Origin of the sequence: Pseudazoarcus pumilus (genome assembly GCF_002872475.1) — a bacterium.
GTDB lineage: Bacteria > Pseudomonadota > Gammaproteobacteria > Burkholderiales > Rhodocyclaceae > Pseudazoarcus > Pseudazoarcus pumilus.
Map to the genome: position 1 here is coordinate 541,779 of NZ_CP025682.1, position 22,877 is coordinate 564,655.

Here is a 22,877-nt window from a genome sequence, read left to right on the forward strand (position 1 = left end):
GATGAAACGCACCGGATTCGTGAACCTCGTGTTGCTGACGCTGTGTCTGGCCGCCTCGCCGGTACTCGCACAATCGGCCGCGCAGGACGGCTACCGGGTCGGCGATCGCCTGGAAACCGGCGCGGGTGTGCAGGCCGATGGCTTCCGCGAGATCGTCTGGGACGACCTGATCCCGGCTGACTGGGCGCCCGAGGACATGTTCGAGGAGTTGTTCGCCGACACCGACATGGACCGGCTCGACGACGCCGACCCGCGCGCCATGGAGCTCATGCAGAAGGTGCGCGAGGCCTGGGACAACGCGCCGCTGGTGTCCGGCATGAACGGCCAGCGCGTGCGCATTCCGGGCTTCGTCGTGCCGCTCGAGGGCGACGACAAGCACATCCGCGACTTCCTGCTGGTGCCGTACTTCGGGGCCTGCATCCACGTGCCGCCGCCGCCTGCCAACCAGCTCGTGCATGTGCAGCCCGACGAGCCGATCAGCGCCGACTGGAACATGGTGCCGGTGTGGGTCAGCGGCGTGCTCTCGGTCGATCGGCAGGAGTCCGAACTGGGCACGGCCGGCTACCGCCTGCGCGGCATGAAGATCGTCGAATACGAGTGAGCCTCAGCCGTCGATCATCGCGGCCAGTTCGCGTTCGAGCAGTTCCGGGTCGCCGAGGTTGAGCTCGATGAGCCGGCGCAGGTGCGTCATGCTGTCCAGATCGATGTCCTCGCAGGCGATGCCCAGTCGGTCGTCCTGCGCATGGGCGACGTGGCCGCGCATGCGCACCGTGGCGTCGTCGGCCAGGCGCAGGACGAGCTCGCAGGCCGAGCCTGCGGCGATGGACGCGCCGGCGAACTCCACCAGGGCGCCCTTGAGCGACACATCGTGCACGGCACAGGCGTCGCTGCAGCCGTCGTGCCGCAGTGTGGCCTCCACATTGAACGCGATGCGCGAGAAGTGGCGTTGTTCGTCCATCATGGCTGCTCCGCTTCGGGCAGACGCACGGCCGAGCCGGTGACGCCGTCGACGCCGATCTCGCCCAGCGCGGCCAGGTCGTCGGCGTGGTCCACGCCTTCGGCGATGACCTGCAGGCCGATCGCGTGGCCCAGATCGCAGATGCGCACGACGAAGTCCCGCTTGTCCTGGTTGGCAGCGAGATTGCCGATGAAACCGGCATCGATCTTGATGTAGTTCAGCCCCACGTCGTGCAGGCCGCCAAGCTGGCCGAACTCGCGCCCGGCGTGCTCGATGCCGATGCGACAGCCGAACGGGCGCGTGGCCAGGCACAGCGCCCGGAAGGCGGCCAGATCGCGCACCACCCCTTGTTCGGGCAATTCCAGCCATAGCCGAGCGGCCGCGTCGGGGTGTGCCTGCAGTTCGCCGCGCAGCGCGTCGACGAAGCCGGCCTCGCGCATCGACGTGGCCGACACGTGGATGCCGACCGGCACGCGCTCCTCGTCGATGCGCTTCAGGCCAAGGCGCAACGCGGCCAGATCCAGCCGCGGCGTCAGCCCCAGACGCTCGGCCCACGGAACGAAGGCATCGGCGCCGTACCACAGGTCGTCGATGAGCACGCGCGTGGGCCCTTCCATGTAGAGCAGTGCGCCGCGCGTCGACAACACCGGAAACAGCTCCAGGCGCACCTGATCGCGGTCGAGCGCGGCGAGCAGGGCATCGCGCCAACCCGCCAGATCGGTGCGCGCAGGCAAGACGCTGTCGTCGTCGACGATGCGCGCATCGCCCCAGCCGGTGTGCTCGGAGGCGGCCAGCGCGCCGTCCAGGCGCGCAAGCAGCCGTGCACGCGGCTCGCCGGTGGCGTATTCGGCCGCGCCCACCGGCAGTCGGTGCATCAGGCCGTCGCCGTGCAGCGCGCGCAGGGCCGAGATTGCATGCGTGATTTCGTCGGTGAGCTTCTTCGGGCGTTTCAGATCGGGCGCGAGCACGACGAAGTCGCTGCCATTGAGGCGCGCGGCGACACGCCCCGGCGCCGCGGCGGCGACGCCGCGCAGGCGCGCGGCGATGTCGACCAGCAGCTTGTCCGCGCCGTTACGCCCCAGGCTGCGGTTGAGTCCGGCCAGATCCGCCACACGCAGCACCGCCAGCGAACCGCGTCGCGCCCGGCTGCCTTCGTCGAGTTCCAGCGCGGCGTCGAGCAGTTCGAGAAAGCGTGGACGGTTGGGCAGACCAGTGAGTTCGTCGTGGGCCACCAGATGGTCGAGTGCCTCGATGCGCTCGGCGTCGGCCGCGATGCGCTGCTCGGCGCGACGCGCAAGCGTGTTCATGGCATCGATCAGCGGAACGAAGTCGACCGTGCCGGGCGTCGCCACCTGCGTGAAGCGACGCTCCACCAGGGCGTCGGCCTGGGCGCGGACGGCGTCGAGCGGGCGCAGCAGACGGCGCAGCAGGGGGCCGAGGGCCACGCAGGTGAGCAGCGCACCGATGGCGAACCACAGCGTCAGCGCCCGCGTCTCGCGCCACAGGCGCTCGATCGAGGCCGACGCGTCACTGGCGACCGCGACGGACGCGGCCGGCTGGTCGTCGCGGTGCAACGTCGCCACCGATGGCTGCACCTGCAGGGCCAGCGCACGGGTGAACCAGACGGGTACGCGCGGCTGTGTCGCGTCGCGGTGTTCAATCACGAGGCGGCCGTCGCTGCGCACCAGGATCTCGCGATAGTGTCCGTTCGCGATCAGGCCATCGGCGGTTTCGACGAGGGCCGCCTGTTCGGGCATGCCGTGACCGATGAGCAGGGCGAGCAGCGTCACGGTGTCGCGATCATGGGCGCTCATCTGCGCGTGCAAGGCGTCGCGCTGCGCCGGTAAAGAGATCGCCAGGGCGCCGCACAGGCCCGTCAGTGCGAGCACGACCACGAGCAGGCGCACTCGCGCGATCAGCGACATGCCCGGCTCCGTCGCATGGGTTCGGGCCCGGCCGTCGACGCGCGAGATGCGCGCAAGGGGCGAGCGCAGCCCCGGACCCGGGGCGGAAGAGGCGGCATTGCGCATTGTGCTGGCATCGTCCTGTCGTGACTCGCATGGCCCGCCGGCGGTGCCTCCTGTCCGTGGCAGGGGCGCGCGCCACCGGCTCGCAATTCCAAAGTACTACAAATTGTGTCGCCGATCTGTAAGCGCAAGGCCCCGCAGCGTGAAGTGGCCGGCCGGTGTTGCGCCTGTCGTACAATCGCGCCGATGAAACCGACCGAAACGAGCGGTGTCGCCGCCTCTCCGCTGGGCCGCGCCGTGGCCTACCGTGACACCTACGCGCCCGAACTGCTGTTCCCTGTCGAGCGCGCGCCCAAGCGCGCCGAACTGGGTTTCGCGGCGGGCGCGCCATTGCCCTTCGCCGGCGAGGACCTGTGGAATGCCTACGAGATCTCGTGGCTGAACCGGCGTGGCAAGCCCGTCGTCGCCCTGGGCCGTTTCACGGTGCCGGCCGCCTCGCCGCGGCTGATCGAGTCCAAGTCGCTCAAGCTGTATCTGAATTCACTCAACCAGACGCCCTTCGACGATCGCGAGGCGGTGCGCGCGACCATCGCCGCCGACCTGTCGGCGGCGGCCGGCGCGTCGGTGGACGTCGCACTGCAGGCGCTGTCAGAGTTGCCGCGCCGGCATTTCGCCGAGCCCGAGGCGACGCTCATCGATGAGCTCGATGTGGCGATCGACGCCTATGCTCCGCGCCCCGACCTGCTGACGGCGGATTTCGCCGCACCACCGGTCGAGGAGACGCTGTACTCGCATCTGCTCAAGTCCAACTGTCTGGTCACCGGGCAACCCGACTGGGGCACGGTGTGCGTGCGCTACCGTGGTCCGCGCATCGATCGCGAGAACCTGTTGCGCTACGTCGTGTCCTTTCGTTCGCACGACGAATTTCACGAACAGTGCGTGGAGCGCATCTTCCGCGACATCCTCGCCGCCTGCCGGCCCGAGCGTCTGGCCGTGTGGGCGCGCTACACGCGCCGCGGCGGGCTGGACATCAATCCGTTCCGCGCCACGCCCGGCGAGACGCCCCCGGACAACCGCTTCGACGTGCGACAGTAGGTGGGATTGAGCCGCAGGCGAAATCCGACACCGCCGCTGGATGCGGGGATGTCGCACTCGCTGCGCTCGTCGCGACCTGCGCTCTCCTGGAAACCCATGCCCAACCGACTCGCTTCCGAAACTTCCCCCTACCTGTTGCAGCACGCCGACAACCCGGTCGACTGGTGGCCGTGGTGTGACGAGGCGCTGGCGCTCGCGCGTGAGCGCGACCTGCCCATCCTGCTGTCGATCGGTTATTCCGCCTGCCACTGGTGCCACGTGATGGCGCACGAATGCTTCGCCGACGAAGAGGTGGCGGCGCTGATGAACCGCCACTTCATCAACATCAAGGTCGACCGCGAGGAGCGCCCGGACCTGGATCACATCTACCAGAGCGCGCACCAGTTGCTCGCCGGCCGTCCCGGCGGATGGCCGCTGACCGTGTTCCTGACGCCCGATACCGTGCCCTTCTTCGCGGGCACCTATTTCCCCAAGACAGCGCGTGCGCGCCTGCCCGGCTTCATGGACCTGCTGCGCGACATCGCGCAATCCTTCGCCACGCAGCGCACCGACATCGAGGCGCAGAACGCGCAGCTGCGCGAGCATCTGGCGCGCGCGTGCGCGCCGCCCGCGAGCGACGGCATTCCGGCTGCGCAGGGCGTATCCGACGGTCTGCGCAAGGCGCTCGGTGAGCTGTGGGACAAGCGCAACGGCGGCTTCGGCGATGCACCCAAGTTTCCGCGCACGCCGGACCTGGAGTTCCTCTTGTACCGGCAGCGCACCTGCGGCGACGACGCTGCCGGGCGCATGGTGCTGACCACGCTCACGGCGATGGCCGAGGGCGGGCTGTTCGACCAGATCGGCGGTGGCTTCTTCCGCTACAGCACCGATGCGCGCTGGGAGATTCCGCACTTCGAGAAAATGCTCTACGACAACGGGCCGCTGCTCGGCCTGTACGCCGATGCCTGGGCGCTGACCGGCGAGCCGCTTTACCGTCAGGTCGTCGAGGCCACGGCGCAGTGGGCCTTGCGCGAGATGCGCGCGCCGCATGGCGCCTTCTTCGCCGCGCTGGACGCCGATTCGCAAGGCGAGGAAGGTCGCTTCTACGTGTGGCAGCGTGAGCAGTTGCACGAGCATGTCCCGCCCGCCGCGCTGCGCCTGGCCGAGCGCCACTGGGGCGTGTCCGGCGGGCTGTGGGGTCTGGGTGCGCAGCCCAATTTCGAGGGTCGCGCCTGGCATCTGCGCGTGGCCGAGCCGCTCGCCCGGGCGGCGAAGAAGCTCGGGCTGGACGAGGAGGTCGCGAGGGCCCTGCTCGAGCAGGCGCGTGCTGCGTTGCTCGAAGCGCGCGAGACGCGTGTGCGTCCCGGGCGCGACGAGAAGATCCTGACCGCGTCGAATGCGCTGATGATCGGCGGCCTGGCGCGCGCCGCGCGCATCTTCGGGTGCGCGGACTGGCTGGCCGCCGCGCGCGAGGCGTTGACCTGCGTACGCACGCAGCTGTGGCGCGACGGCCGCCTGCTCGCGGTGAGCGATGGCGGGGCGGGACGGCTCCACGCCTATCTGGACGATCACGCCTTTCTGCTCGCCGCGCTGCTCGACGTGCTGCAGGCCGATTTTGCGCCCGACGACCTGGACTTCGCCTGTGCGTTGGCCGACGCCTTGCTCGAATCCTTCGAGGATGTGGAAGCGGGTGGCTTCTTCTTCACGCGCCACGATCACGAGCGGCTGATCGCGCGACCCAAGCCGGCCATCGACAATGCGACCGCCTCGGGCAACGGTATCGCGGCGCGCGCCTTGCTGCGGCTGGGTCATCTGGCGGGCGAGCTGCGCTACGTGGAAGCCGCCGCACGCGCCTTGCAGGCCTTCGGGGGCCTGCTCGCGCGCGCTCCGGTGGGTTGCGCCAGCCTGGCGCTGGCGCTGGCCGAACACGAGGTGCCGCCTGCCGTACTGGTGCTGGGCGGGTCCGACGCCGATCGCTGGCGGCGTAGGCTGCAGCGCATCTTCGCTCCCGAACTGCTGTGCGTCGCGCCGTGTGACGGGGCGGGGCGCCTGCCCGCGGTCTTGAAGAAGCCGGACGACGGTCGTGCCGCCGCGTGGCTGTGCCAGGGCGCGCAGTGCGAGGCGCCGCAGTACGACATCGATGCGCTCGAGGCGCGCATTCGAAACAGCGTGTTGCGCGGGTAGGCAAAGCCCGGACAGTGGTTTAGTATCACGCGACCCTGACAGTCATTGTTCCACCAACCACCTAGAGGGAATCGAAACATGAAGGCAATCCTGACTGCCGTCGCGGCCGCCAGCCTCCTCTGTGCCGCGCCGGCCTTCGCCGACGAGGCGCTCGCCAAGTCCAAGAACTGCATGGCCTGTCACTCCACCGACAAGAAACTGGTCGGCCCGAGCTACAAGGACGTCGCCGCCAAGTATGCCGGGCAGGGCGATGCCGCGGCCTACCTGGCCGGCAAGATCAAGGGCGGCAGCTCCGGCGTGTGGGGCCCCGTGCCGATGCCGCCGAACGCCGTCAGCGACGACGAGGCGAAGAAGCTCGCCGAGTGGGTTCTGAGCATCAAGTAAGCTCATCCCCGCAGAAAGGAAAAGCCGGCGCGAGCCGGCTTTTTTGTTGTCTGCCGCGTCGAGGGCTCAGCCCGAGACGCTGCGCGGCGGCATGGAGAACAGCGCCTCGGCGTCGTCGGCCTGCACAGGACGCGCGAAGTAGTAGCCCTGCATCACGTCGCAACCGAGCGCCCGCAGCATCGCCGCCTGCTGTGCATGCTCCACGCCCTCGGCGATCAGGTCGAGGTCGAAGCCGCGGGCGATGCCGATGATCGCCGAGATGATGGGATTGGTCATCAGCCCGCCCAGATCCTTGACGAAGCTGCGGTCGATCTTGAGCGCGCTGATCGGCAGCTTCTGCAGATAGGCCAGCGCCGAATAGCCGGTGCCGAAATCGTCGATCGCGATGCCTACCCCGGCCTCGCGCAGGCGGCGTACCTTGGCGGTCACGCCGGGCGTGTCCTGCATCATCATGTGCTCGGTGATCTCGAGCGTGATCTGCCCCGGCGGCAGGCCGTGGCGCGCGATGCAGTCGGTGACCTCGGCGACGATGTCGCCGCGGTCGAAATCGTAGGCGGCCAGGTTGAGCGACATCTTCACGTTGTCGTGACCGCGCTTTTGCCAGGCGGCGAGCTGCGCGCAGGCCTGTTCCAGCACCCAGCGCGAGATCTCGCCGATGAGGCCCAGTTCCTCGGCGATGGGAATGAAGATCGCAGGGCTGATGAGGCCGTCGTCGGGATGGTTCCAGCGCAACAGCGCTTCCACGCCGACCACGCGTCGCTGCGAGAGGCTGACCTGCGGCTGGTAGTGCAGTTCGAGCTGGCCGAGCTTGAGCGCCACGCGCAGGTCGTTCTCGATCGCGATGCGGCCCTGGTGGCGGGTGTTGAGCTCGGGTGCGAAGAAGCGGTAGCCATTCTTGCCGCTGCGCTTGACCTGGTACATCGCGATGTCGGCGTGCTGCATCAGCGTCTCGCAGGTCTCGCCGTCTGCCGGATAGATCGCAATGCCGACGCTGACGGTCGCGCGAAAGTCGCCATGCGTGAGCGCCAGCGGCGCTTCCAGCGAGGTCTGGATCTTGCGCGCGGTGTGCTCGGCGTCCTCTACGCCGCCGATGTCGGGCAGCAGGATGGTGAACTCGTCCCCGCCCACGCGCGCGAGCGTGTCGCTGCGCCGCAGCGTCGCCGACAGGCGCGCGGCGACGCCGCGGATCAGCGCGTCGCCCTCGCTGTGGCCGTAGGTATCGTTGACCAGCTTGAAGCGATCGATGTCGACGTAGAGCACGGCCAGCGAACCGCTGCGCCGCCGCGCCTGGGTCAGCGCCAGATCCAGGCGGTCACGGAAAAGCACGCGGTTGGGCAGGCGCGTGAGCTGATCGTGATAGGCCTGGAAGCTGATGATCTCCTCGGCGCGCTTGCGCTCGGAGATATCGCGCGCGATGCCGTACAGGCCCACGTAGCCACCTTCGCCACCCTCGCCGCGTCCGAGCATCGGAATGCCCTGCAGCGCCACGGCGAGATGGCCGGAAACGCCGGCGGCGGTGTCGGTCGCCTTGCGCAGGCGCAGTTCCAGCGTGAAGCTCGTGTCCGGACGCGTGTGCTGCGCCTGGAGTACGCTGGCGATGCGATCGCTGTCCTCGGGCAACACCAGCGAGGCGAAGGGCTGGTTGAGCAGATGGTTGCGGCGAAAGCCCAGCAACTCCTCGATGCGTGGATTGACGTAGTTGAAGCGCCCCTGCGCGTCGAGCGTGAAGATCAGGTCGGGGGAGCTTTCGACGAGGAAGCGGTGCAGGCGTTCGGACGCGCGCAGGCGCTCGCCCATGGCCCGGTTGGCGCGTTCGAGCATGCGCTTGTGCAGCGCGTTCTGCACCGCGCGCTGCAACTGCGCGACGTGATAGGGCTTGCGCACGTAGTCGTCGGCGCCGCGGCGCAGTGCGCCGATCACCGCGTCGATCGCATCCTCGCCGCTGATCATGATCACCGCCTCGTCGCGTTCATGCTCGGAGAGCCAGTCGAGCACGGCCAGACCGGTCGCGTCGGGCAGGCGGTAGTCGAGCACGATCAGGTCGAAGATGCCGGCCTCGAGCTGAGCGATCGCCGCGTGCACGCAGTCGGCGGTGTCGAACTCGCGATGGGGTGCGGCGAGAATGTGGGGCAGGGTCCGGCGCAGCGAAACGTCGTCGTCGACGATCAGGATGCGGGCAGTCTGCGCGTCGGCCGGGGTCTCGGCGAGCTGGTTGTGGAAGAAGACTTCTCCAGGAATGACCATATGCCCCAGGCGACGTCGTGCGATGACGTCCTAATCTATTCGGAATCGCGCACCGGCACAAGCAACTGAAAGCTCGTGCCGATGCCGTTCTGGCTGCGGCACAGGATGCGCCCGTGCCAGTCGGCGAGCAACTGCCGGCTGATCGCCAGACCCAGTCCCTCGTGGTGTCCGCCCTTGCTGCTGGGCCGGGGCATGAACGGATCGGCGAGCCGTTCGGGCGGCAGGCCGGGGCCGTTGTCGATGACGCGGATCTCGAGGCAGCGCACGCCGTCGGCCCATACCTCGCCGGCCAGCGCGATCGTGCAGCGCCCGCCCGGATGCAGGATGTCGGCGGCATTGTGCAGCAGGTTGAGCAACACCTGGCGCAGCTTCGAGGCCGGCATCGCAACCGGCGGCAGACCGGCCGATGTGCGCAGTTCGAGGTGGATGCCGCGGCGCTCGAAGAGCGGCTCGCCGACCGCGGCGCGCAGGTCGTGCAGCAGCTCGGGAACCCGGCAGAAGGCCGGTTCGACCGTGGCCTGCGGCGCTTCGGTGAAGGTCTCGATGAGCGCGCCGAGGCGATCGATCTCGGCCTGCACGAGGTCCATGTCCTCGGCCAGTCCGCGGGCTTCGGGATGACGTTGCGGCATCAGTTGCAGATAGCTGCGGATCACCGACAGCGGGTTGCGCGCCTCATGCGCGGTGCGTCGCGCATGCTCGCGATGCAGGGTCTCGACTTCGCGCCGCAACGCGCGCTCGGCCTCGTCGTGACGTTGTTGTGCGGATGCAACAGATGCGGCCGCCGAAACCAGCGCGAGCAGCATGCGGGTGGCGTCGGGTGGCGGCATCTGCACGCGCTCGGGTGCGACCACGATGGCTGCGGGAGCACCCTCGCAGGAGAACGGCACGCACACGAAGCCGTGGCGCCCGATCCAGCGCGCGAGTTGCCAGTCGCGCACCGAACGGGCGGGGCTGCCTCCCTCGTCGCCGTGACACGAGGTGGGTGTGGCGCTGCGCGCGGCCAGCGCGACGACGCTGAGCGGATCGTCGAGCGGCATGTCCGCCGCCGCCCAGTGGGCCTCGGTGCGCGCGTCGGTCAGCGGCAGCGCCGCCAGCCGTTCGCCGCGCGCCACCACCACCAGTGCCGGCGCCGTCGCGCACAGCAGGCGGGCGCCGGCGTGCAACCGTGCGCGCAGGGCATCACCGGTCAGCCCCTCGAAGGCCGTGCGCGCGTAGCCGGCGAGCGCCGCTTCGAGCAGCTTGCGCGACACCGGCTGGGCGGCGGCCGGCGCGAGTGCGGACGTTTCGGGCGGGCCTTGCGGAGCGAGCGCAATCGGGCAGTGCTCGCGGATCTCGTGCAGGCAGGCGGAGTCGACGCCGGCCACGCGCGCGAGCACCGCGTCGGGCGTGCCGCCATCCGGGCTGGCGAGGCGGCTCGCGCACCACAGCAGACGTGCCAGCGGATGAGCCGAGAGAATCCGCTCGTCGTCAGCCTCGACCAGTTCGAGCGCGTCCGCGAGCGGGCCCTCGGCACCGCATTCGGCGGCCAGGCGAGCGTTGAGCGCGGCCGCGCTGCCGGTGCGTCCGGCATGGGCTGGATCGAGGCGCAGCATCTGCGACAGGCGCGACCACAGGCCGGCCAGCCGGGCCTCGTCGGGAAAGGGGTAGTCGCTGCGCATCGCCAGTTGCCGTGCGAGATCCGCGCAGCGCAAGGCGAAGCCGCGCAGGGCCAGGTCGGTGCGCGAACCCGGTTCGCGCACGCCCTCCTGCAGGGTGATCCAGGCCGACAGCAGCGATGCTCCGATGCGCTCCACACGTTCGGCCAGGGCCTCGCTCAGGGCTTGTTCGAGGCCGCCGTCGAGCGGGCAGGCATGGAACATGGCGTGCACCAGCAGCGGGTCGTCGGTGGCCAGCGTGGCGATGTCCTCGCGTGCCGGTGGCGAGCTGCCGAGCAGGCCGAGCAGCACCTCGCGCTGCGCGCTCGGTGCGGCAGCGGGCAGGCCGCCCTGCGAATGGAGCATGTTCGAACCCATGCCGGGTCTCGTGCCGTCGGGATGCCGGGATTGTACCGATTCCGGCGCGCTTGTCGCGGTCATACTGCGCGCGCGGCGTGCATCAGGCGGTGAGGCTGTCCGCGAATCCCAGCGCCGAGAGCAGCGCGGCGTTGACCTGTTCGGGGGTGAGCTGCAGTTCGGCCGACTGCGCGGCCAGCGCGGTGCCGTCGAAGCCCTCGGTGAGTCGCGCCAGGCGCAGCAGCGGCGCGTACTCGCCGCGATCGTGGAGCAGCGCGTCACAGATGCCCTCGGGCAGCGTCATGGCCTCGACGATCTCCTCCATGCGCGTACCGGTGAGCAGCGGCAACTGCGAGAAGGCGCCGGTGATGAAGAGGTTGTCCAGGTGGCTCTCGTCCAGCCACGCCGTGCCGAGCTGTTCCATGAAGCGACCACGCACGATGGCCGTCTGCATCAGCGCAGGTGCGGCCGGATCGCGGCTGGCCGTGACCAGCAGCAGCGACAGCCATTTGTTGAGTGCGTCGTAGCCGAGGATGCTGACCGCGTGGCGAAACGACTGGATCTCGCACATCAGGCCGAAGCCGGCCGAGTTGATGTAACGCAGCAGCTTGTAGGAGATCGCCACGTCCTGCTTGAGCAGGCGTTCGATGTCCTTGATGTCGGCGCCGTTGCGCACCATGTTGAGCAGCCGCACGATCTGTCCGTGGGCCGGCGTGAGCGCCTTGGGCGGTGGATTGCCATGCAGGAAGAACCACCCCGACGCCCCCTCGAAACCCTGCTGCATCGCGCCCTGGAAAGCCTGGATGTCGGCCAGCCCCCAGGCCAGCGGCACGCCCGGTGCGCCACTGGCCGAGGGCTGCTTGCGCGCGTCGGTGATCGTGAAGCGCCAGTTCGCCTGTGCGGGCTCCACGGTGTCCGCGCGCCACCACGCCAGGCAGGTGTGGATGCCGGCCTCGGCCAGCTCGGCGAGCAGTTCGGCGGTGCGCGGATGGCCCAGGGTCTGCGCCGGAATCTCGATCATCGCGTTGTCGGGCGGGCGCCACTGCATCAGGTCGGGCGTGGGTACGAGTCGCTCGAGCGAGATGAACACCGGATGCTGGGTGGGCCAGACCTCGCCGAGCGCGTTGAGCGCCTCGACGACGGAGGCGACGTCGGGGCCGTGGGCGATCAGGCGGTTGGCGGTGATGGCGCGCTTGCGATTGACCACCGGTTCGCGCGTGAAGATTGTCGTCGCTTCCATGGGCTCAATTGCCTGCGAAGGTGAAGGCGTCGGCGAAGAACGCCTCCGACGACAGGGCGCAGCGGCGCACGAGATCGGTGCGCGCAGCGTCGATCATCGCCGGCGCGCCGCAGGCATAGACCTCGAATGCGGACAGGTCGGAATAGTCGGCCATCAGCGCATGATGAACGAGTCCCGTCCGGCCTGTCCAGCCGTCCTCGGCGCGCGCGTCCGAGACCACCGGCACGTAGTTGAATCCGGGTAGTTCGGAAGCCCAGCGTCGCGCCAGCTCGTCCATGTACAGGCCGTCGGGCGTGCGTGCGCCCCAGTACAGGGCGAATTCGCGACGACGCCCGCTGGCGATGCAGTCCTCGACGATGCTCTTGATGGGTGCGAATCCCGTGCCGCCGGCCAGCAGGATGGTCGGGCGCGAGTCGTCATCGGAAAGTGCGAAGCTGCCCAGCGGGCCCTCGAAGCGCAGGATCTCGCGCGGCTTCATCTGCTCGAAAATGCGGCCGGTGAAGCGCCCGCCGTCGATGCGGCGCACGTGTACTTCGATGTGGCCGTCGACGGCCGGCGCATTGGCGATCGAGAAGCTGCGCCGCCGCCCCTCGTCGAGCACGAAGTCGATGTACTGGCCGGCGCGAAAGGCGAACTTGTCGGAGGCGGGCAGTTTCAGGTGCATCACGATCACGTCGGATGCCGCGCGCTCGATGGACTGCACGCGGCACGGCAGCTTCTTGACCGCAATCGCACCCGCGCGGGTGATGCTGCGCACCGTCACCTCGAGGTCGGAGCAGGCGCGCGCCTGGCACAGCAGGGCCTGGCCAGAGGCGATTTCCGCGGGCGTGAGCGCTCCCTCGGAGATCGATCCCTGATCGATGGTGCCGCGCTCGATGCGCGCCTTGCAGGCGCCGCAGGCGCCATCGCGGCAGCCGTAGGGCACGATGAAGCCGGCCGCCAGCGCGGCCTCGAGCACGGTCTGGTCGGCGCGCGCGTCGAAGTGCTGGCCGCCGGGCTGTAGCGTGATACGGAAGGACATGACGTGGGATAATCCTGCGATGAATCGAATCCTGATCGTCGGTGCCGGCGACGTGGCCGGGCGCGCGATCCCGTGGCTTGCGAAGCGCTTCGAGGTGTTCGCGCTGGCGCGACGCAGCGAGGCGTTCGCGCGTCTGCGCGCGCTCGGTGCGATACCGCTGGCGGGGGATCTCGACGGTCGCGCGAGTCTTGCGCGCGTCGCGGGCCTGGCCGATGCAGTCCTGCACTGCGCGCCACCGCCGCGCGAGGGCGCGGACGACGCGCGCACGGCGCATCTTCTGGCGGCCCTGGGGGCGGGGCGGAGTCTACCACAGCGCATCGTATACATAAGCACGACAGGGGTTTACGGCGACTGCGCGGGTGCGCGCATCGACGAGACGCGCGCGCCGTGTCCGAGCAGCGCGCGCGCCGTGCGCCGGGTCGCCGCCGAACGCCGCTTGCGCGAATTCGGCGTGCGTCATGGGGTGGCGGTGAGCATCCTGCGCGCGCCGGGCATCTACGCGGCCGAACGGTTGCCGCTCGAGCGCCTGCGGCGTGGCGATCCGGTGCCGCAGGGCGCGCATGATCCCTACACCAACCACATCCATGCCGACGATCTGGCACGCATGGCCTGTCTGACGCTGTTCCGGGGCGCGCCCGGGCGGGTCTACAATGCCGTCGATCTGACCGACCTGCGCATGGGCGAGTATTTCGATCTGGCCGCGCGCATGTTCGGCCTGCCGCCCCCGCCCCGCGCGACCCCCGATGAACTGGCCGAACGGCTGTCGTCGATGGCGCTGTCCTTCCTGTCGGAGTCGCGCCGCATCTCGGGCGCGCGCGCGCTGCGCGAGTTGCGCATGCGTCTGACCTACCCCACGGTCGCGGACGGCTTCGCCGCGGCCCTGTCCCAAGGAGTTTCTGCCCCGTGCTGATCGTGAAGTGGCTGCACATCGTGTTCGTCGTGAGCTGGTTCGCGGGCCTGTTCTATCTGCCGCGCCTGTACGTCAATCACGCCATGGTCGAGGATTCCGCCACGCGCGAGCACCTCGCGCTGATGGAGCGCAAGCTGTTCCGCTTCATGACCCCGCTGGGCGTGCTGGCGCTGGGCTTCGGGCTGTGGCTGTGGATGGGCTGGGGGTTCTCGGGGGGCTGGCTGCACGCCAAGCTGGCGCTGGTGCTGTTCCTGATCGGCTATCACGTGTATTGCGGCAAGCTGCTCGCGGATTTCGCGGCCGGGCGCAACACGCGCAGCCACGTGTGGTATCGCTGGTTCAACGAGGCACCGGTGCTGGTGCTGTTCGCGGTCGTGTTCCTGACCGTCGTCAAACCGTTCTGATTGCGGAGGGCCGATGGCCGAATCCTTTTTCTCGCCGTGCCCGCGCGGCCTCGAAGCGGCGCTGGCCGCGGAGCTGGCCGCGCTGGGCGCGCGCGACATCGAGCCCACCCATGGTGGCGTGGGCTTTTCCGGCGACATGCCGACCTGCTGGCGGGTCAACCTCGAGTCGCGCATCGCCACGCGCGTGCTGTGGCGAATCGCGCAGGGACGCTACCGCAACGAGGAAGACATCTATCGCATCGCCTACGCGCCGACCTGGGCGCGCTGGTTCTCGATCGACGAGACCATCCGCGTATTCGTGACCTCGCAGCGCTCGGCGGTGAAGAGCCTGGAATTCGTCACGCTGCGCATCAAGGACGCGGTGTGCGACCACTTCCGCACGATCACCGGCGAGCGCCCCAGCGTGGACACCGCGAACCCGGACGTGCGCATCCACGTCTTCCTGACGCGTGAGGCCGTCACGCTGTATCTGGATACCTCGGGCGAGCCGCTGTACAAGCGCGGCTTCAAGCAGGCTTCGGTCGAGGCGCCGCTCAAGGAAAATCTTGCCGCCGGCATCCTGCAACTGACCGGCTGGACGCCGGACGAGGCGCTGGTCGACCCGATGTGCGGCAGCGGAACCTTTCTGATCGAGGCGGCGCAGATCGCGCTCGATGTCGCACCCGGGCTGGGGCGGCGCTTCGGTTTCGAGAAACTCAAGAACTTCGACCGCGCGGCCTGGGCGAAGCTGCGTGCGGCGGCGGAGGCGCGACGCAAGCCGGTACGTGAGCTGCCGATCTTCGGTGCGGATCTGGTCGCTGCCCAGGTACGCAAGGCCGAGGCCAATCTCGCCGCGGCCGGGCTGGCCGATTGCGTGCGCGTGATGCAGGCGGACATTCTGGAGCTCGACCCTCCGGCCGAGGCCGGCGTGATGGTCGCCAATCCGCCGTACGGCGTGCGCATCGGCGAGGAGAGCGAACTGCTCGAGTTCTATCCGCAACTGGGTGACGCGCTCAAGGCGCACTGGGCGGGTTGGCGCTGTTATTTTCTGAGCGCAGATGCCGCGCTGCCGCGCGGCATGGGGCTCAAGGCCAGCCGCCGCACGCCGCTGTTCAACGGCGCGCTCGAATGCCGCTTGTACGAGTACCGGATGTTCGCCGGGAGCGGGCGGGAAAAGCCGCAGGACCAGTGATCGGCGTGCGTCACCGCACGGCGGCTGCCTTCAGACGATGTCCAGATTCTCCGTGCCCGACAGGAAATCCTTCTCGCCGTGCTTGGAGTGCAGCTTGATCTGCAGGCGCAGGTCGTTGAGCGAGTCGGCGTTGCGCAGCGCGTCCTCGTAGGTGATGAGACCATCCTCGTAGAGGTCGAACAGGCTCTGGTCGAAGGTCTGCATGCCCAGCTCGCGCGAACGCTTGATGACCTCCTTGATGCCGGGCACGTCGCCCTTGAAGATCAGATCCGAGATCAGCGGCGAGTTGAGCATGATTTCCACGGCCGGTGCGCGGCCCTTGCGCTCCTTCATCGGCAGCAGGCGCTGCGAGATCAGTGCGCGCACGTTGAGCGACAAGTCCATCAGCAACTGCTGGCGGCGGTCTTCAGGAAAGAAGTTGATGATGCGGTCGAGCGCCTGGTTGGTGCTGTTGGCGTGCAGCGTGGCCAGGCACAGGTGGCCGGTCTCGGCGAAGGCGATGGCGTAGTCCATGGTCTCGCGGTCGCGGATCTCGCCCATCAGGATGACGTCCGGCGCCTGGCGCAGCGTGTTCTTCAGCGCCGCCTCCCAGTGGTCGGTGTCGATGCCGATCTCGCGCTGCGTGATGATGCAGTTCTTGTGCGGATGGACGAATTCGATCGGATCCTCGACGGTGATGATGTGGCCGTACGAGTGCTCGTTGCGGAAATCCACCATCGCCGCCAGCGAGGTGGTCTTGCCGGTGCCGGTGCCGCCGACGAAAATCACCAGCCCGCGCTTGCTCATCGCGATGTCCTTGAGGATGGCCGGCAGGCCCAGTTCCTCGAAGGTCGGTATGGTCTGCGAGATGGTGCGCAGCACCAGGCCGACGCGGCTTTGCTGGATGTAGGCGTTGGCGCGAAAGCGTCCGATGTTCGGCGGCGCGACGGCGAAGTTGCATTCCTTGGTGGCTTCGAATTCCGCCGCCTGGCGGTCGTTCATGACCGCGCGCGCCAGTTCCGCCGTGTGCTGCGGCGTGAGTACCTGATTGGATTGCGGAATGATCTTGCCGTCGATCTTGATCGCCGGCGGAAAGCCCGAGGTGACGAAGAGGTCCGAGCCGTTCTTCTGCACCATCAGCCGCAGCAGATCGTGCATGAACTTGAGGGCCTGGTCGCGTTCCATTGTGGGTCTCCGAAGCCGACGTCGCGGCACTCAATCTACCGCGCCGGGCGCGGACTTGCCAGCCTCGCCCCGGCGCCGCTCAGCCGGCGAAGGCGTCCTTGTTCTGCGCGCGCATGCGCGCCTCGGACACCGACACGATATTGCGACGCACCAGATCCTGCAGGCACTGATCCAGCGTCTGCATGCCCAGCTGCTGGCCGGTCTGGATGGACGAGTACATCTGCGCGATCTTGTTCTCGCGGATGAGGTTGCGGATCGCGGCGGTGCCCAGCATGATTTCGTGCGCCGCCACGCGACCCGTGCCGTCCTTGGTCTTGAGCAGGGTCTGGGCGATGACCGCGCGCAGCGATTCGGACAGCATCGCGCGCACCATGTCCTTTTCCTCGGCCGGAAACACGTCGATGATGCGGTCGATGGTCTTGGCCGCCGACGAGGTGTGCAGCGTGCCGAACACCAGATGGCCGGTCTCGGCGCCGGTCAGCGCCAGGCGGATGGTTTCCAGGTCGCGCATCTCGCCCACCAGGATCACGTCCGGGTCCTCGCGCAGGGCCGAGCGCAGTGCGTTGGAAAAGCCCAGCGTGTCGCGGTGCACTTCGCGCTGGTTGATCAGGCTGCGCTTGGAGGTGTGCACGAATTCGATCGGGTCCTCGATGGTGAGGATGTGCGAGTACTGGTTCTCGTTGACGTAATCGACCATGGCCGCGAGCGTGGTCGATTTGCCCGAGCCGGTGGGCCCGGTGACCAGCACGATGCCGCGCGGCTGGTCGGCGATCTCGCGGAAGATCTTGGGCGCGTTCAGTTCCTCGAGCGTGAGCACCTTGGACGGAATCGTGCGGAACACGGCCGAGGCGCCGCGGTTCTGGTTGAAGGCGTTGACGCGAAAGCGCGCGAGGTTGGGAATCTCGAACGAGAAGTCGCATTCGAGTTCGTCCTCGAACTGCTTGCGCTGCGAGTCGTTCATGATGTCGTACACCATCGCGTGTACGTCCTTGTGCTCCATCGGCGGCAGGTTGATGCGCCGGATGTCGCCGTGTACGCGGATCATCGGCGGCAGGCCCGCAGACATGTGCAGATCCGAGGCCTTGTTCTTGACCGCAAACGCGAGCAGTTCGGTGATGTCCATGGAGCTTCCGGAAGGGCGGTGGTGGGGAAGGGGCGCAGCGCCCCGATGCTATACTCGGCGCCTGCCGGTTCAATGGTGCTGACGCGGGTATATGACATCAATCGCTGCCAACTTGCAAGCCGTCACGGCGCGCATTGCGGCCGCGGCCCGCGCCGCCGGACGCGATCCCGATGAGGTGCGCCTGCTCGCCGTGAGCAAGACCTGGCCGGCCAGCGACGTGCGCGCTGCGGCCGACGCCGGGCAGCTCGCCTTCGGCGAGAACTACGTGCAGGAAGGCGCGGCCAAGGCCGAGGCGCTGGCCGACGGCGGGCTGGAATGGCATTTCATCGGCCCGCTGCAATCGAACAAGACGCGCGTGGTGGCGACGCATTTCGACTGGGTGCATTCGATCGAGCGCGAGAAGATCGCGCGCCGTCTGTCCGAGCAGCGCGACGCGCATCGACCGCCGCTGCAGGTGTGCATCCAGGTCAACGTCAGTGGCGAGGCCAGCAAGAGCGGCATCGCACCGGACGAACTCGCCGCCCTGGCCGATGCGGTCGCGGCCCTGCCGCAGCTGCGCCTGCGCGGGCTGATGTGCATCCCCGAACCCACCCCCGACGCTGCATTGCAGCGAGAGCGCTTCGGATTGCTGCGCCGCTTGCGCGACGAGCTGATCGCGCGCGGCCATGCGCTCGACACCTTGTCGATGGGCATGTCCGAAGACCTCGAGGCGGCGATCGCCGAGGGCAGCACGCTGGTACGTGTGGGCAGTGCAATCTTCGGCGCACGCGCGCGCAAGACCGGAATGGAGAGTACCCCCGCATGAAGATCGTCTTTCTCGGCGGCGGCAACATGGCCGCCGCGCTCATCGGCGGCATGCTCGAGCGCGGCTTCGACGCGCACGAGCTGAGTGTCGTGGAACTCGCGCCGGAACGTCGCGAATGGTTGGTCGGACAGTTCGGCGTGGGCGTCACGGGCGTCGCCGACGACGTGGTGCGCGAGGCCGACGCCGTGGTGCTTGCGGTCAAGCCGCAGCAGATGCGCGAGGCCGTGGAGCCACTCGCCGGCCGCCTCGAACGTGCGCTGGTGGTCAGCGTCGCGGCGGGTTTGCGCATCGGCGACCTGTCGCGCTGGCTCGATGGCTTTGATCGCATCGTGCGCGCGATGCCCAACACGCCGGCACTGGTCGGTGCCGGCGTGAGCGGTCTGTGTGCGGGGCCTGGTGTCGATGGCGAAGATCGCGAACTGGCCGGGCGCATGCTCGCGTCGGTCGGCAGCGTCGTCTGGGTCGAGGACGAGGCGCGCATGGACGCGGTCACGGCCGTTTCGGGCAGCGGACCGGCCTACGTATTCCACTTCATCGAGGCGCTCGAGGCGGCGGCCGTGGCGCGCGGCTTCGACGCCGACACGGCGCGGCGGCTGGCCATCGATACCGTGCTCGGCGCGGCGAAGCTGGCGGCCGAATCCGATGACGGCCCGGACGTGCTGCGCCAGAAGGTGACCTCCAGGGGCGGCACCACGGCGGCTGCGCTGGCGGTGTTCGAGCAGGGCGGCTTCATGGGCCTGGTCGATCGTGCGGTGGCCGCGGCGGAAGCGCGCGGTCGCGCGCTCGGCGAAGAACTGGGCAGGGGTTGAGTACATGCTCGCGACCATTCTCTTCCTGCTGCTCAACTTCGTCTTCGGCGCCTTCACATTGCTGCTGCTGGTGCGTTTTTTCATGCAGTGGCAGCGCGTGCCCTTCCACAACCAGATGGGTCATTTCGTGCTCGCCACCACCGACTGGCTGGTGCGGCCGCTGCGCCGCGTCGTGCCCGGCCTGTGGGGGCTGGACATGGCCAGCCTGCTGCCGGCCTGGCTCGCTCAGGTGGCCTTCGTCGCGATCGAACTCGTGCTGCGTGGTGTGCCCTTCGGCGGAGCCGGTGGAGTCGCGCTGGGGCTGGCCGGCATGGGCCTGGTGGGGCTGGCGCGCATGGCGGTGTATGTGATCTTCGCGCTGGTGCTGGTGTCGGCGGTGCTCTCGTGGGTCAGCCCGCATGCGCCGGCCGCGCCGATGATCCGCCGTCTGGCCGAACCCTTTCTGCGCCCGTTCCGGCGCATCGTGCCAACCATCGCCAACGTCGACCTGTCGCCGCTGGTGCTGCTGCTGTTGCTGCAGATCGTGCTGGTGGTGCTGGCCGGGCTGCGCGGCAACTTCCTGCCGCTGATCGTCGGCGGCTGAAGTCCGAACACCCGGCAACCCGACGACCAAGGACAACGCGGTAGGTCAATGGGATGGACTCCTCCCCCTTACGGCATCGAGGTGCCAGACTGAGAATTGCATTCCCAGTCACAGGTTGAGGAGGAGTCCGAGATGAAGATTACGCGCCTTGGCATTGATCTGGCAAAGCAGGTGTTTCAGTTGCATGGGGTGGATGAGCGGGGTCATCGGGTGTTGCGCCGTCAGGTACGGCGGGCGCAGCTGCTGGAGTATCTGGCGCGTCTTGAGCCGTGCCTGATCGGGATGGAGGCGTGCGCCGGTGCGCACCACTGGGCGCGGCGCCTGCGCGAGCTGGGCCATGATGTGCGGCTCATTGCGCCGCAATTTGTGAAGCCGTACGTGCGTGGCAACAAGAACGATGCCAACGACGCGGAGGCGATCTGCGAAGCGGTGGGTCGTCCGGACATGCGCTTTGTGCGCATCAAGACGGTGGCGCAGCAGGACATTCAGGCGCTGCACCGGGTGCGCAGCGAGCGGGTGACCTCACGCACGGCGCTGGTCAATCAGATTCGCGGCCTGGTGGGCGAGTACGGGATTGCGATCGCACAAGGGGTCAGGCAGGTACGGGTGGCGCTGCCCGTGCTGATCGAGAACGCAGACGAGCGGCTCAGCGAGGCGTTCGTGCAGATTCTGTCGGAACAGTACGACGATCTGGTCGCGCTCGATGAGCGCATCGCCCGGCTCGACGCACAGATCGAGCGCATCGCGCGCGAGGATGGGGCCGCGCGACGGCTGATGAGTTTGCGCGGAGTGGGCCCGATCACCGCCACCGCGCTGGTGGCCAGCTTGGGCGATGGCCGTCAGTTCGCCCGGGCGCGCCAGGCCAGTGCCTGGGCGGGGATCGTGCCAGCGCAGCACGCGAGCGGGGGCAAGCAGCGCCTGCTGGGCATCAGCAAGCGCGGTGACGCGTATGTGCGCACCTTGCTTATCCACGGCGCGCGCTCGGTGATCAAGAACTGCGCGCACAAGGACGATGCGTTGAGCTGTTGGGTGCAGGCGCTGTGCGCGCGACGCAACAAGAACGTGGCCGCGGTGGCGCTGGCCAACAAGACGCTACGCATGGCCTGGGCGTTGTTGGTGCGAGGCGGTGAGTACGATCCGGAGCATGCACGAACACGGACCGAAGAGCCTGTGGGTGTGGCGTGAGCGCTGCGCAGTGATTGAAGTGAATCGAAGTAACGAGAAGGAGTAAGCCCCTACCGTCGATTGCGAAGCCCAAGTCGTGGATGGCTCACAGGTCGAACCGACGTCGGCACAGCCTGCTTAACGCGAAGTGCTCCCAAGCACGATAGGTCGATCAGGCGCCGGCGTGCGAATAGCCCATCGAGACCCGAGCAAATGCGCTCAACTACTGAGGTCGGATATACGTGCGCAGTCGTACCCAACAGCCAAAGACGACAAAAGGCTTGCAAACGGGAGGAGTCCATATACGCGTCGAGCCGAAGGCGAGTGCGACAACCCGGTCCGTACAACGACCCGTTTCGGCATGTCCGACGGCGGTGTCGCACTCGCTGCGCTCGTCGCGACCTACCCTTCGTACATCACGCGGCCCTCGACCAGCGTGTAGCGCACCAGACCGGGCACTTCGTGACCGAGGAAGGGGGTGTTCTTGCCCTGGCTCCTGAGACGCTCGCGCGTGACCGTGTGGCGCGCCTGCGGGTCGAACACGCACACGTCGGCGCGCGCACCCGGTGCAAGATGGCCGCCGCGACGGATGCCGACCAGGCGCGCCGCATCCGAAGTGACGCGCGCCAGCGCCGCGGGCAGCGGCACACCGTCCTGCTCGGCCCATTGCAGCGTCATCGACAGCAGCAGTTCCAGGCCAGTGGCGCCGGGTTCGGATTCGCTGAACGGCGTGAGCTTGCCGTCGTCGTCGACCGGCGTGTGATCCGAGCACAGCGCGTCGATGCGCCCGTCGGCGAGCGCCGCGCGCAGCGCGTCGCGGTCACTCGCTTCGCGCAGTGGTGGCACGAGATGGCAGTTGGGGTCGAAATAACCGATGTCCTGGTCGCACAGGTGCAGGTGGTTGATCGAGACGTCGCAGGTGACTTCCATGCCTTCGGCGCGCGCCTGCTCGATCAGCGCCAGCCCCTCGGCGCTGGACAGGCGCGTGACGTGCAGCCTGGCGCCGGTTGCCCGTGCCAGACGCAGGTGGGCGAAGAGCGCGATGGTTTCGGCCGCAACCGGAATGCCGGCCAGGCCCAGGCGCGCGGCGACCTCGCCGTCGTGGGCGTTGCCGGTGCGCGCCAGGAAGGGTGCGAGCGGTTGCAGCCAGACGGGGAAGCCGAAGGTCGCCGCGTACTGCATTGCGCGCATCAGCACCGTGTCGTCGACGATGGGCACATTGGCCTGGCTGAACGCGAAACAGCCGGCGTCGAACAGTTGCGACATCTCGGCCAGGCGTTCGCCGGCGAGGCCGACGGTGAGTGCGCCGACGGGATAGACGTGGGCGCAGTTGAGCTGTTTGGCGCGATAGCACAGCATCTCGACCAGGCCGGGTTCGTCGAGCGCGGGGTCGGTGTCGGGCGGGATGGCGAGGCTGGTCACGCCGCCGGCCATCGCGGCGGCCATCTCGGACTCGAGCGTGGCGCGGTACTCGAAGCCGGGTTCGCGCAGGCGCGCGGCCAGATCGACGAGGCCGGGGCAGACCACCAGGCCCGAGGCGTCGATGACGCGCTCGGCGGCAAAGCCTTCGGGCGCGGTGCCGAGCGCGACGATGCGCCCGTCGGAGACGTAGACGTCGCACACTTCGTCCCGCTCGTGGGCGGGGTCGACGAGGCGGCCGTTGCTGATCTTGAGGTTCATG

Annotated in this window: 20 protein-coding genes; 11 read left to right on the top strand and 9 right to left on the bottom strand. The window is 68.5% G+C overall.

The features are described from left to right. Position 1: 1 nt before the first annotated feature. Complete coding sequence (locus C0099_RS02575) at positions 2 to 601, top strand: DUF3299 domain-containing protein (protein ID WP_102246000.1); 600 nt, start codon at positions 2 to 4, stop codon at positions 599 to 601. 3 nt (positions 602 to 604) lie between these two features. Here C0099_RS02575 and C0099_RS02580 read toward each other — a convergent pair whose 3' ends face one another. Continuing rightward, entirely contained in the window at positions 605 to 961 is a 357-nt protein-coding gene (locus tag C0099_RS02580; RefSeq protein WP_173768943.1) for a PilZ domain-containing protein, read from the bottom strand. Further along, entirely contained in the window at positions 958 to 2,883 is a 1,926-nt protein-coding gene (locus C0099_RS02585; protein WP_164084868.1) for a bifunctional diguanylate cyclase/phosphodiesterase, read from the bottom strand. Before C0099_RS02585 ends, C0099_RS02580 begins: the two co-directional genes overlap by 4 nt. Before the next feature lie 288 nt (positions 2,884 to 3,171). Here C0099_RS02585 and queF point away from each other — a divergent pair, with 288 nt between their 5' ends. The 3 genes from queF to C0099_RS02600 all read left to right on the top strand — a co-directional run bounded on the left by queF (position 3,172) and on the right by C0099_RS02600 (position 6,567). Next, complete coding sequence (queF, locus tag C0099_RS02590; RefSeq protein ID WP_102246003.1) at positions 3,172 to 4,020, top strand: NADPH-dependent 7-cyano-7-deazaguanine reductase QueF; 849 nt, start codon at positions 3,172 to 3,174, stop codon at positions 4,018 to 4,020. Positions 4,021 to 4,116: 96 nt separating this feature from the next. Continuing rightward, positions 4,117 to 6,183, top strand: a complete 2,067-nt coding sequence (locus C0099_RS02595; RefSeq protein ID WP_102246004.1) for a thioredoxin domain-containing protein — start codon at positions 4,117 to 4,119, stop codon at positions 6,181 to 6,183. A 78-nt stretch (positions 6,184 to 6,261) separates the two neighbouring features. Beyond that, a complete protein-coding gene (locus C0099_RS02600) occupies positions 6,262 to 6,567 on the top strand; it encodes a c-type cytochrome (RefSeq protein ID WP_102246005.1) in 306 nt (101 codons plus the stop codon). A gap of 66 nt (positions 6,568 to 6,633) precedes the next feature. Here the strand turns inward: C0099_RS02600 and C0099_RS02605 are convergent, their stop codons facing one another. From C0099_RS02605 to C0099_RS02620, 4 genes are all read right to left on the bottom strand, one after another. Further along, on the bottom strand, positions 6,634 to 8,811 hold the full coding sequence (locus C0099_RS02605; protein ID WP_102246006.1) for a putative bifunctional diguanylate cyclase/phosphodiesterase: 2,178 nt from the start codon (positions 8,809 to 8,811) through the stop codon (positions 6,634 to 6,636). A 35-nt stretch (positions 8,812 to 8,846) separates the two neighbouring features. After that, on the bottom strand, positions 8,847 to 10,823 hold the full coding sequence (locus C0099_RS02610; protein ID WP_102246007.1) for a sensor histidine kinase: 1,977 nt from the start codon (positions 10,821 to 10,823) through the stop codon (positions 8,847 to 8,849). Between the two features lie 82 nt (positions 10,824 to 10,905). Next, complete coding sequence (locus C0099_RS02615) at positions 10,906 to 12,042, bottom strand: EAL and HDOD domain-containing protein (protein ID WP_102246008.1); 1,137 nt, start codon at positions 12,040 to 12,042, stop codon at positions 10,906 to 10,908. A 4-nt stretch (positions 12,043 to 12,046) separates the two neighbouring features. Beyond that, positions 12,047 to 13,063: a CDP-6-deoxy-delta-3,4-glucoseen reductase gene (locus C0099_RS02620; RefSeq protein ID WP_102246009.1), complete on the bottom strand. Its 1,017-nt coding sequence runs from the start codon at positions 13,061 to 13,063 to the stop codon at positions 12,047 to 12,049. Between the two features lie 19 nt (positions 13,064 to 13,082). Here C0099_RS02620 and C0099_RS02625 point away from each other — a divergent pair, with 19 nt between their 5' ends. Genes C0099_RS02625 through C0099_RS02635 form a run of 3 tightly spaced genes read left to right on the top strand, consistent with a single transcriptional unit; the run spans position 13,083 to position 15,548 of the window. Further along, positions 13,083 to 13,973, top strand: coding sequence for an SDR family oxidoreductase (locus tag C0099_RS02625; RefSeq protein ID WP_102246010.1), 891 nt, complete (start codon positions 13,083 to 13,085; stop codon positions 13,971 to 13,973). Continuing rightward, complete coding sequence (locus C0099_RS02630; protein WP_102246011.1) at positions 13,967 to 14,377, top strand: CopD family protein; 411 nt, start codon at positions 13,967 to 13,969, stop codon at positions 14,375 to 14,377. The genes C0099_RS02625 and C0099_RS02630 overlap by 7 nt, the downstream gene beginning before the upstream one ends. A gap of 13 nt (positions 14,378 to 14,390) precedes the next feature. After that, positions 14,391 to 15,548, top strand: coding sequence for a THUMP domain-containing class I SAM-dependent RNA methyltransferase (locus C0099_RS02635; protein WP_102246012.1), 1,158 nt, complete (start codon positions 14,391 to 14,393; stop codon positions 15,546 to 15,548). Between the two features lie 30 nt (positions 15,549 to 15,578). On the opposite strand, the gene C0099_RS02640 is transcribed toward C0099_RS02635, so the two are convergent. Further along, positions 15,579 to 16,712 carry a PilT/PilU family type 4a pilus ATPase gene (locus C0099_RS02640; RefSeq protein WP_102246013.1) on the bottom strand — a complete coding sequence of 378 codons (1,134 nt, stop codon included), beginning with the start codon at positions 16,710 to 16,712 and terminating at the stop codon, positions 15,579 to 15,581. Between the two features lie 79 nt (positions 16,713 to 16,791). Then, positions 16,792 to 17,835 carry a type IV pilus twitching motility protein PilT gene (locus C0099_RS02645; RefSeq protein WP_102246014.1) on the bottom strand — a complete coding sequence of 348 codons (1,044 nt, stop codon included), beginning with the start codon at positions 17,833 to 17,835 and terminating at the stop codon, positions 16,792 to 16,794. Between the two features lie 91 nt (positions 17,836 to 17,926). Here C0099_RS02645 and C0099_RS02650 point away from each other — a divergent pair, with 91 nt between their 5' ends. The 4 genes from C0099_RS02650 (at position 17,927) to C0099_RS02665 (ending at position 21,217) form a co-directional block, all read left to right on the top strand. Continuing rightward, positions 17,927 to 18,640: a YggS family pyridoxal phosphate-dependent enzyme gene (locus C0099_RS02650; protein ID WP_102246015.1), complete on the top strand. Its 714-nt coding sequence runs from the start codon at positions 17,927 to 17,929 to the stop codon at positions 18,638 to 18,640. After that, positions 18,637 to 19,449, top strand: coding sequence for a pyrroline-5-carboxylate reductase (proC, locus tag C0099_RS02655; protein ID WP_102246016.1), 813 nt, complete (start codon positions 18,637 to 18,639; stop codon positions 19,447 to 19,449). The genes C0099_RS02650 and proC overlap by 4 nt, the downstream gene beginning before the upstream one ends. A gap of 4 nt (positions 19,450 to 19,453) precedes the next feature. Continuing rightward, complete coding sequence (locus tag C0099_RS02660) at positions 19,454 to 20,032, top strand: YggT family protein (protein ID WP_102246017.1); 579 nt, start codon at positions 19,454 to 19,456, stop codon at positions 20,030 to 20,032. A gap of 132 nt (positions 20,033 to 20,164) precedes the next feature. Continuing rightward, on the top strand, positions 20,165 to 21,217 hold the full coding sequence (locus C0099_RS02665) for an IS110 family RNA-guided transposase (RefSeq protein ID WP_102245883.1): 1,053 nt from the start codon (positions 20,165 to 20,167) through the stop codon (positions 21,215 to 21,217). A 381-nt stretch (positions 21,218 to 21,598) separates the two neighbouring features. Here C0099_RS02665 and C0099_RS02670 read toward each other — a convergent pair whose 3' ends face one another. Then, positions 21,599 to 22,876 carry a dihydroorotase gene (locus C0099_RS02670; protein WP_102246018.1) on the bottom strand — a complete coding sequence of 426 codons (1,278 nt, stop codon included), beginning with the start codon at positions 22,874 to 22,876 and terminating at the stop codon, positions 21,599 to 21,601. Position 22,877 lies beyond the last annotated feature (1 nt).

Bases quoted from the DNA above. Each gene is read 5' to 3' on its own strand.
- C0099_RS02575 (WP_102246000.1), top strand. From the start codon at position 2: ATGAAACGCACCGGATTCGTGAACCTCGTGTTGCTGACGCTGTGTCTG.
- C0099_RS02580 (WP_173768943.1), bottom strand. From the start codon at position 961: ATGATGGACGAACAACGCCACTTCTCGCGCATCGCGTTCAATGTGGAG.
- C0099_RS02585 (WP_164084868.1), bottom strand. From the start codon at position 2,883: ATGTCGCTGATCGCGCGAGTGCGCCTGCTCGTGGTCGTGCTCGCACTG.
- queF (WP_102246003.1), top strand. From the start codon at position 3,172: ATGAAACCGACCGAAACGAGCGGTGTCGCCGCCTCTCCGCTGGGCCGC.
- C0099_RS02595 (WP_102246004.1), top strand. From the start codon at position 4,117: ATGCCCAACCGACTCGCTTCCGAAACTTCCCCCTACCTGTTGCAGCAC.
- C0099_RS02600 (WP_102246005.1), top strand. From the start codon at position 6,262: ATGAAGGCAATCCTGACTGCCGTCGCGGCCGCCAGCCTCCTCTGTGCC.
- C0099_RS02605 (WP_102246006.1), bottom strand. From the start codon at position 8,811: ATGGTCATTCCTGGAGAAGTCTTCTTCCACAACCAGCTCGCCGAGACC.
- C0099_RS02610 (WP_102246007.1), bottom strand. From the start codon at position 10,823: ATGGGTTCGAACATGCTCCATTCGCAGGGCGGCCTGCCCGCTGCCGCA.
- C0099_RS02615 (WP_102246008.1), bottom strand. From the start codon at position 12,042: ATGGAAGCGACGACAATCTTCACGCGCGAACCGGTGGTCAATCGCAAG.
- C0099_RS02620 (WP_102246009.1), bottom strand. From the start codon at position 13,063: ATGTCCTTCCGTATCACGCTACAGCCCGGCGGCCAGCACTTCGACGCG.
- C0099_RS02625 (WP_102246010.1), top strand. From the start codon at position 13,083: ATGAATCGAATCCTGATCGTCGGTGCCGGCGACGTGGCCGGGCGCGCG.
- C0099_RS02635 (WP_102246012.1), top strand. From the start codon at position 14,391: ATGGCCGAATCCTTTTTCTCGCCGTGCCCGCGCGGCCTCGAAGCGGCG.
- C0099_RS02640 (WP_102246013.1), bottom strand. From the start codon at position 16,712: ATGGAACGCGACCAGGCCCTCAAGTTCATGCACGATCTGCTGCGGCTG.
- C0099_RS02645 (WP_102246014.1), bottom strand. From the start codon at position 17,835: ATGGACATCACCGAACTGCTCGCGTTTGCGGTCAAGAACAAGGCCTCG.
- C0099_RS02650 (WP_102246015.1), top strand. From the start codon at position 17,927: ATGACATCAATCGCTGCCAACTTGCAAGCCGTCACGGCGCGCATTGCG.
- proC (WP_102246016.1), top strand. From the start codon at position 18,637: ATGAAGATCGTCTTTCTCGGCGGCGGCAACATGGCCGCCGCGCTCATC.
- C0099_RS02660 (WP_102246017.1), top strand. From the start codon at position 19,454: ATGCTCGCGACCATTCTCTTCCTGCTGCTCAACTTCGTCTTCGGCGCC.
- C0099_RS02665 (WP_102245883.1), top strand. From the start codon at position 20,165: ATGAAGATTACGCGCCTTGGCATTGATCTGGCAAAGCAGGTGTTTCAG.
- C0099_RS02670 (WP_102246018.1), bottom strand. From the start codon at position 22,876: ATGAACCTCAAGATCAGCAACGGCCGCCTCGTCGACCCCGCCCACGAG.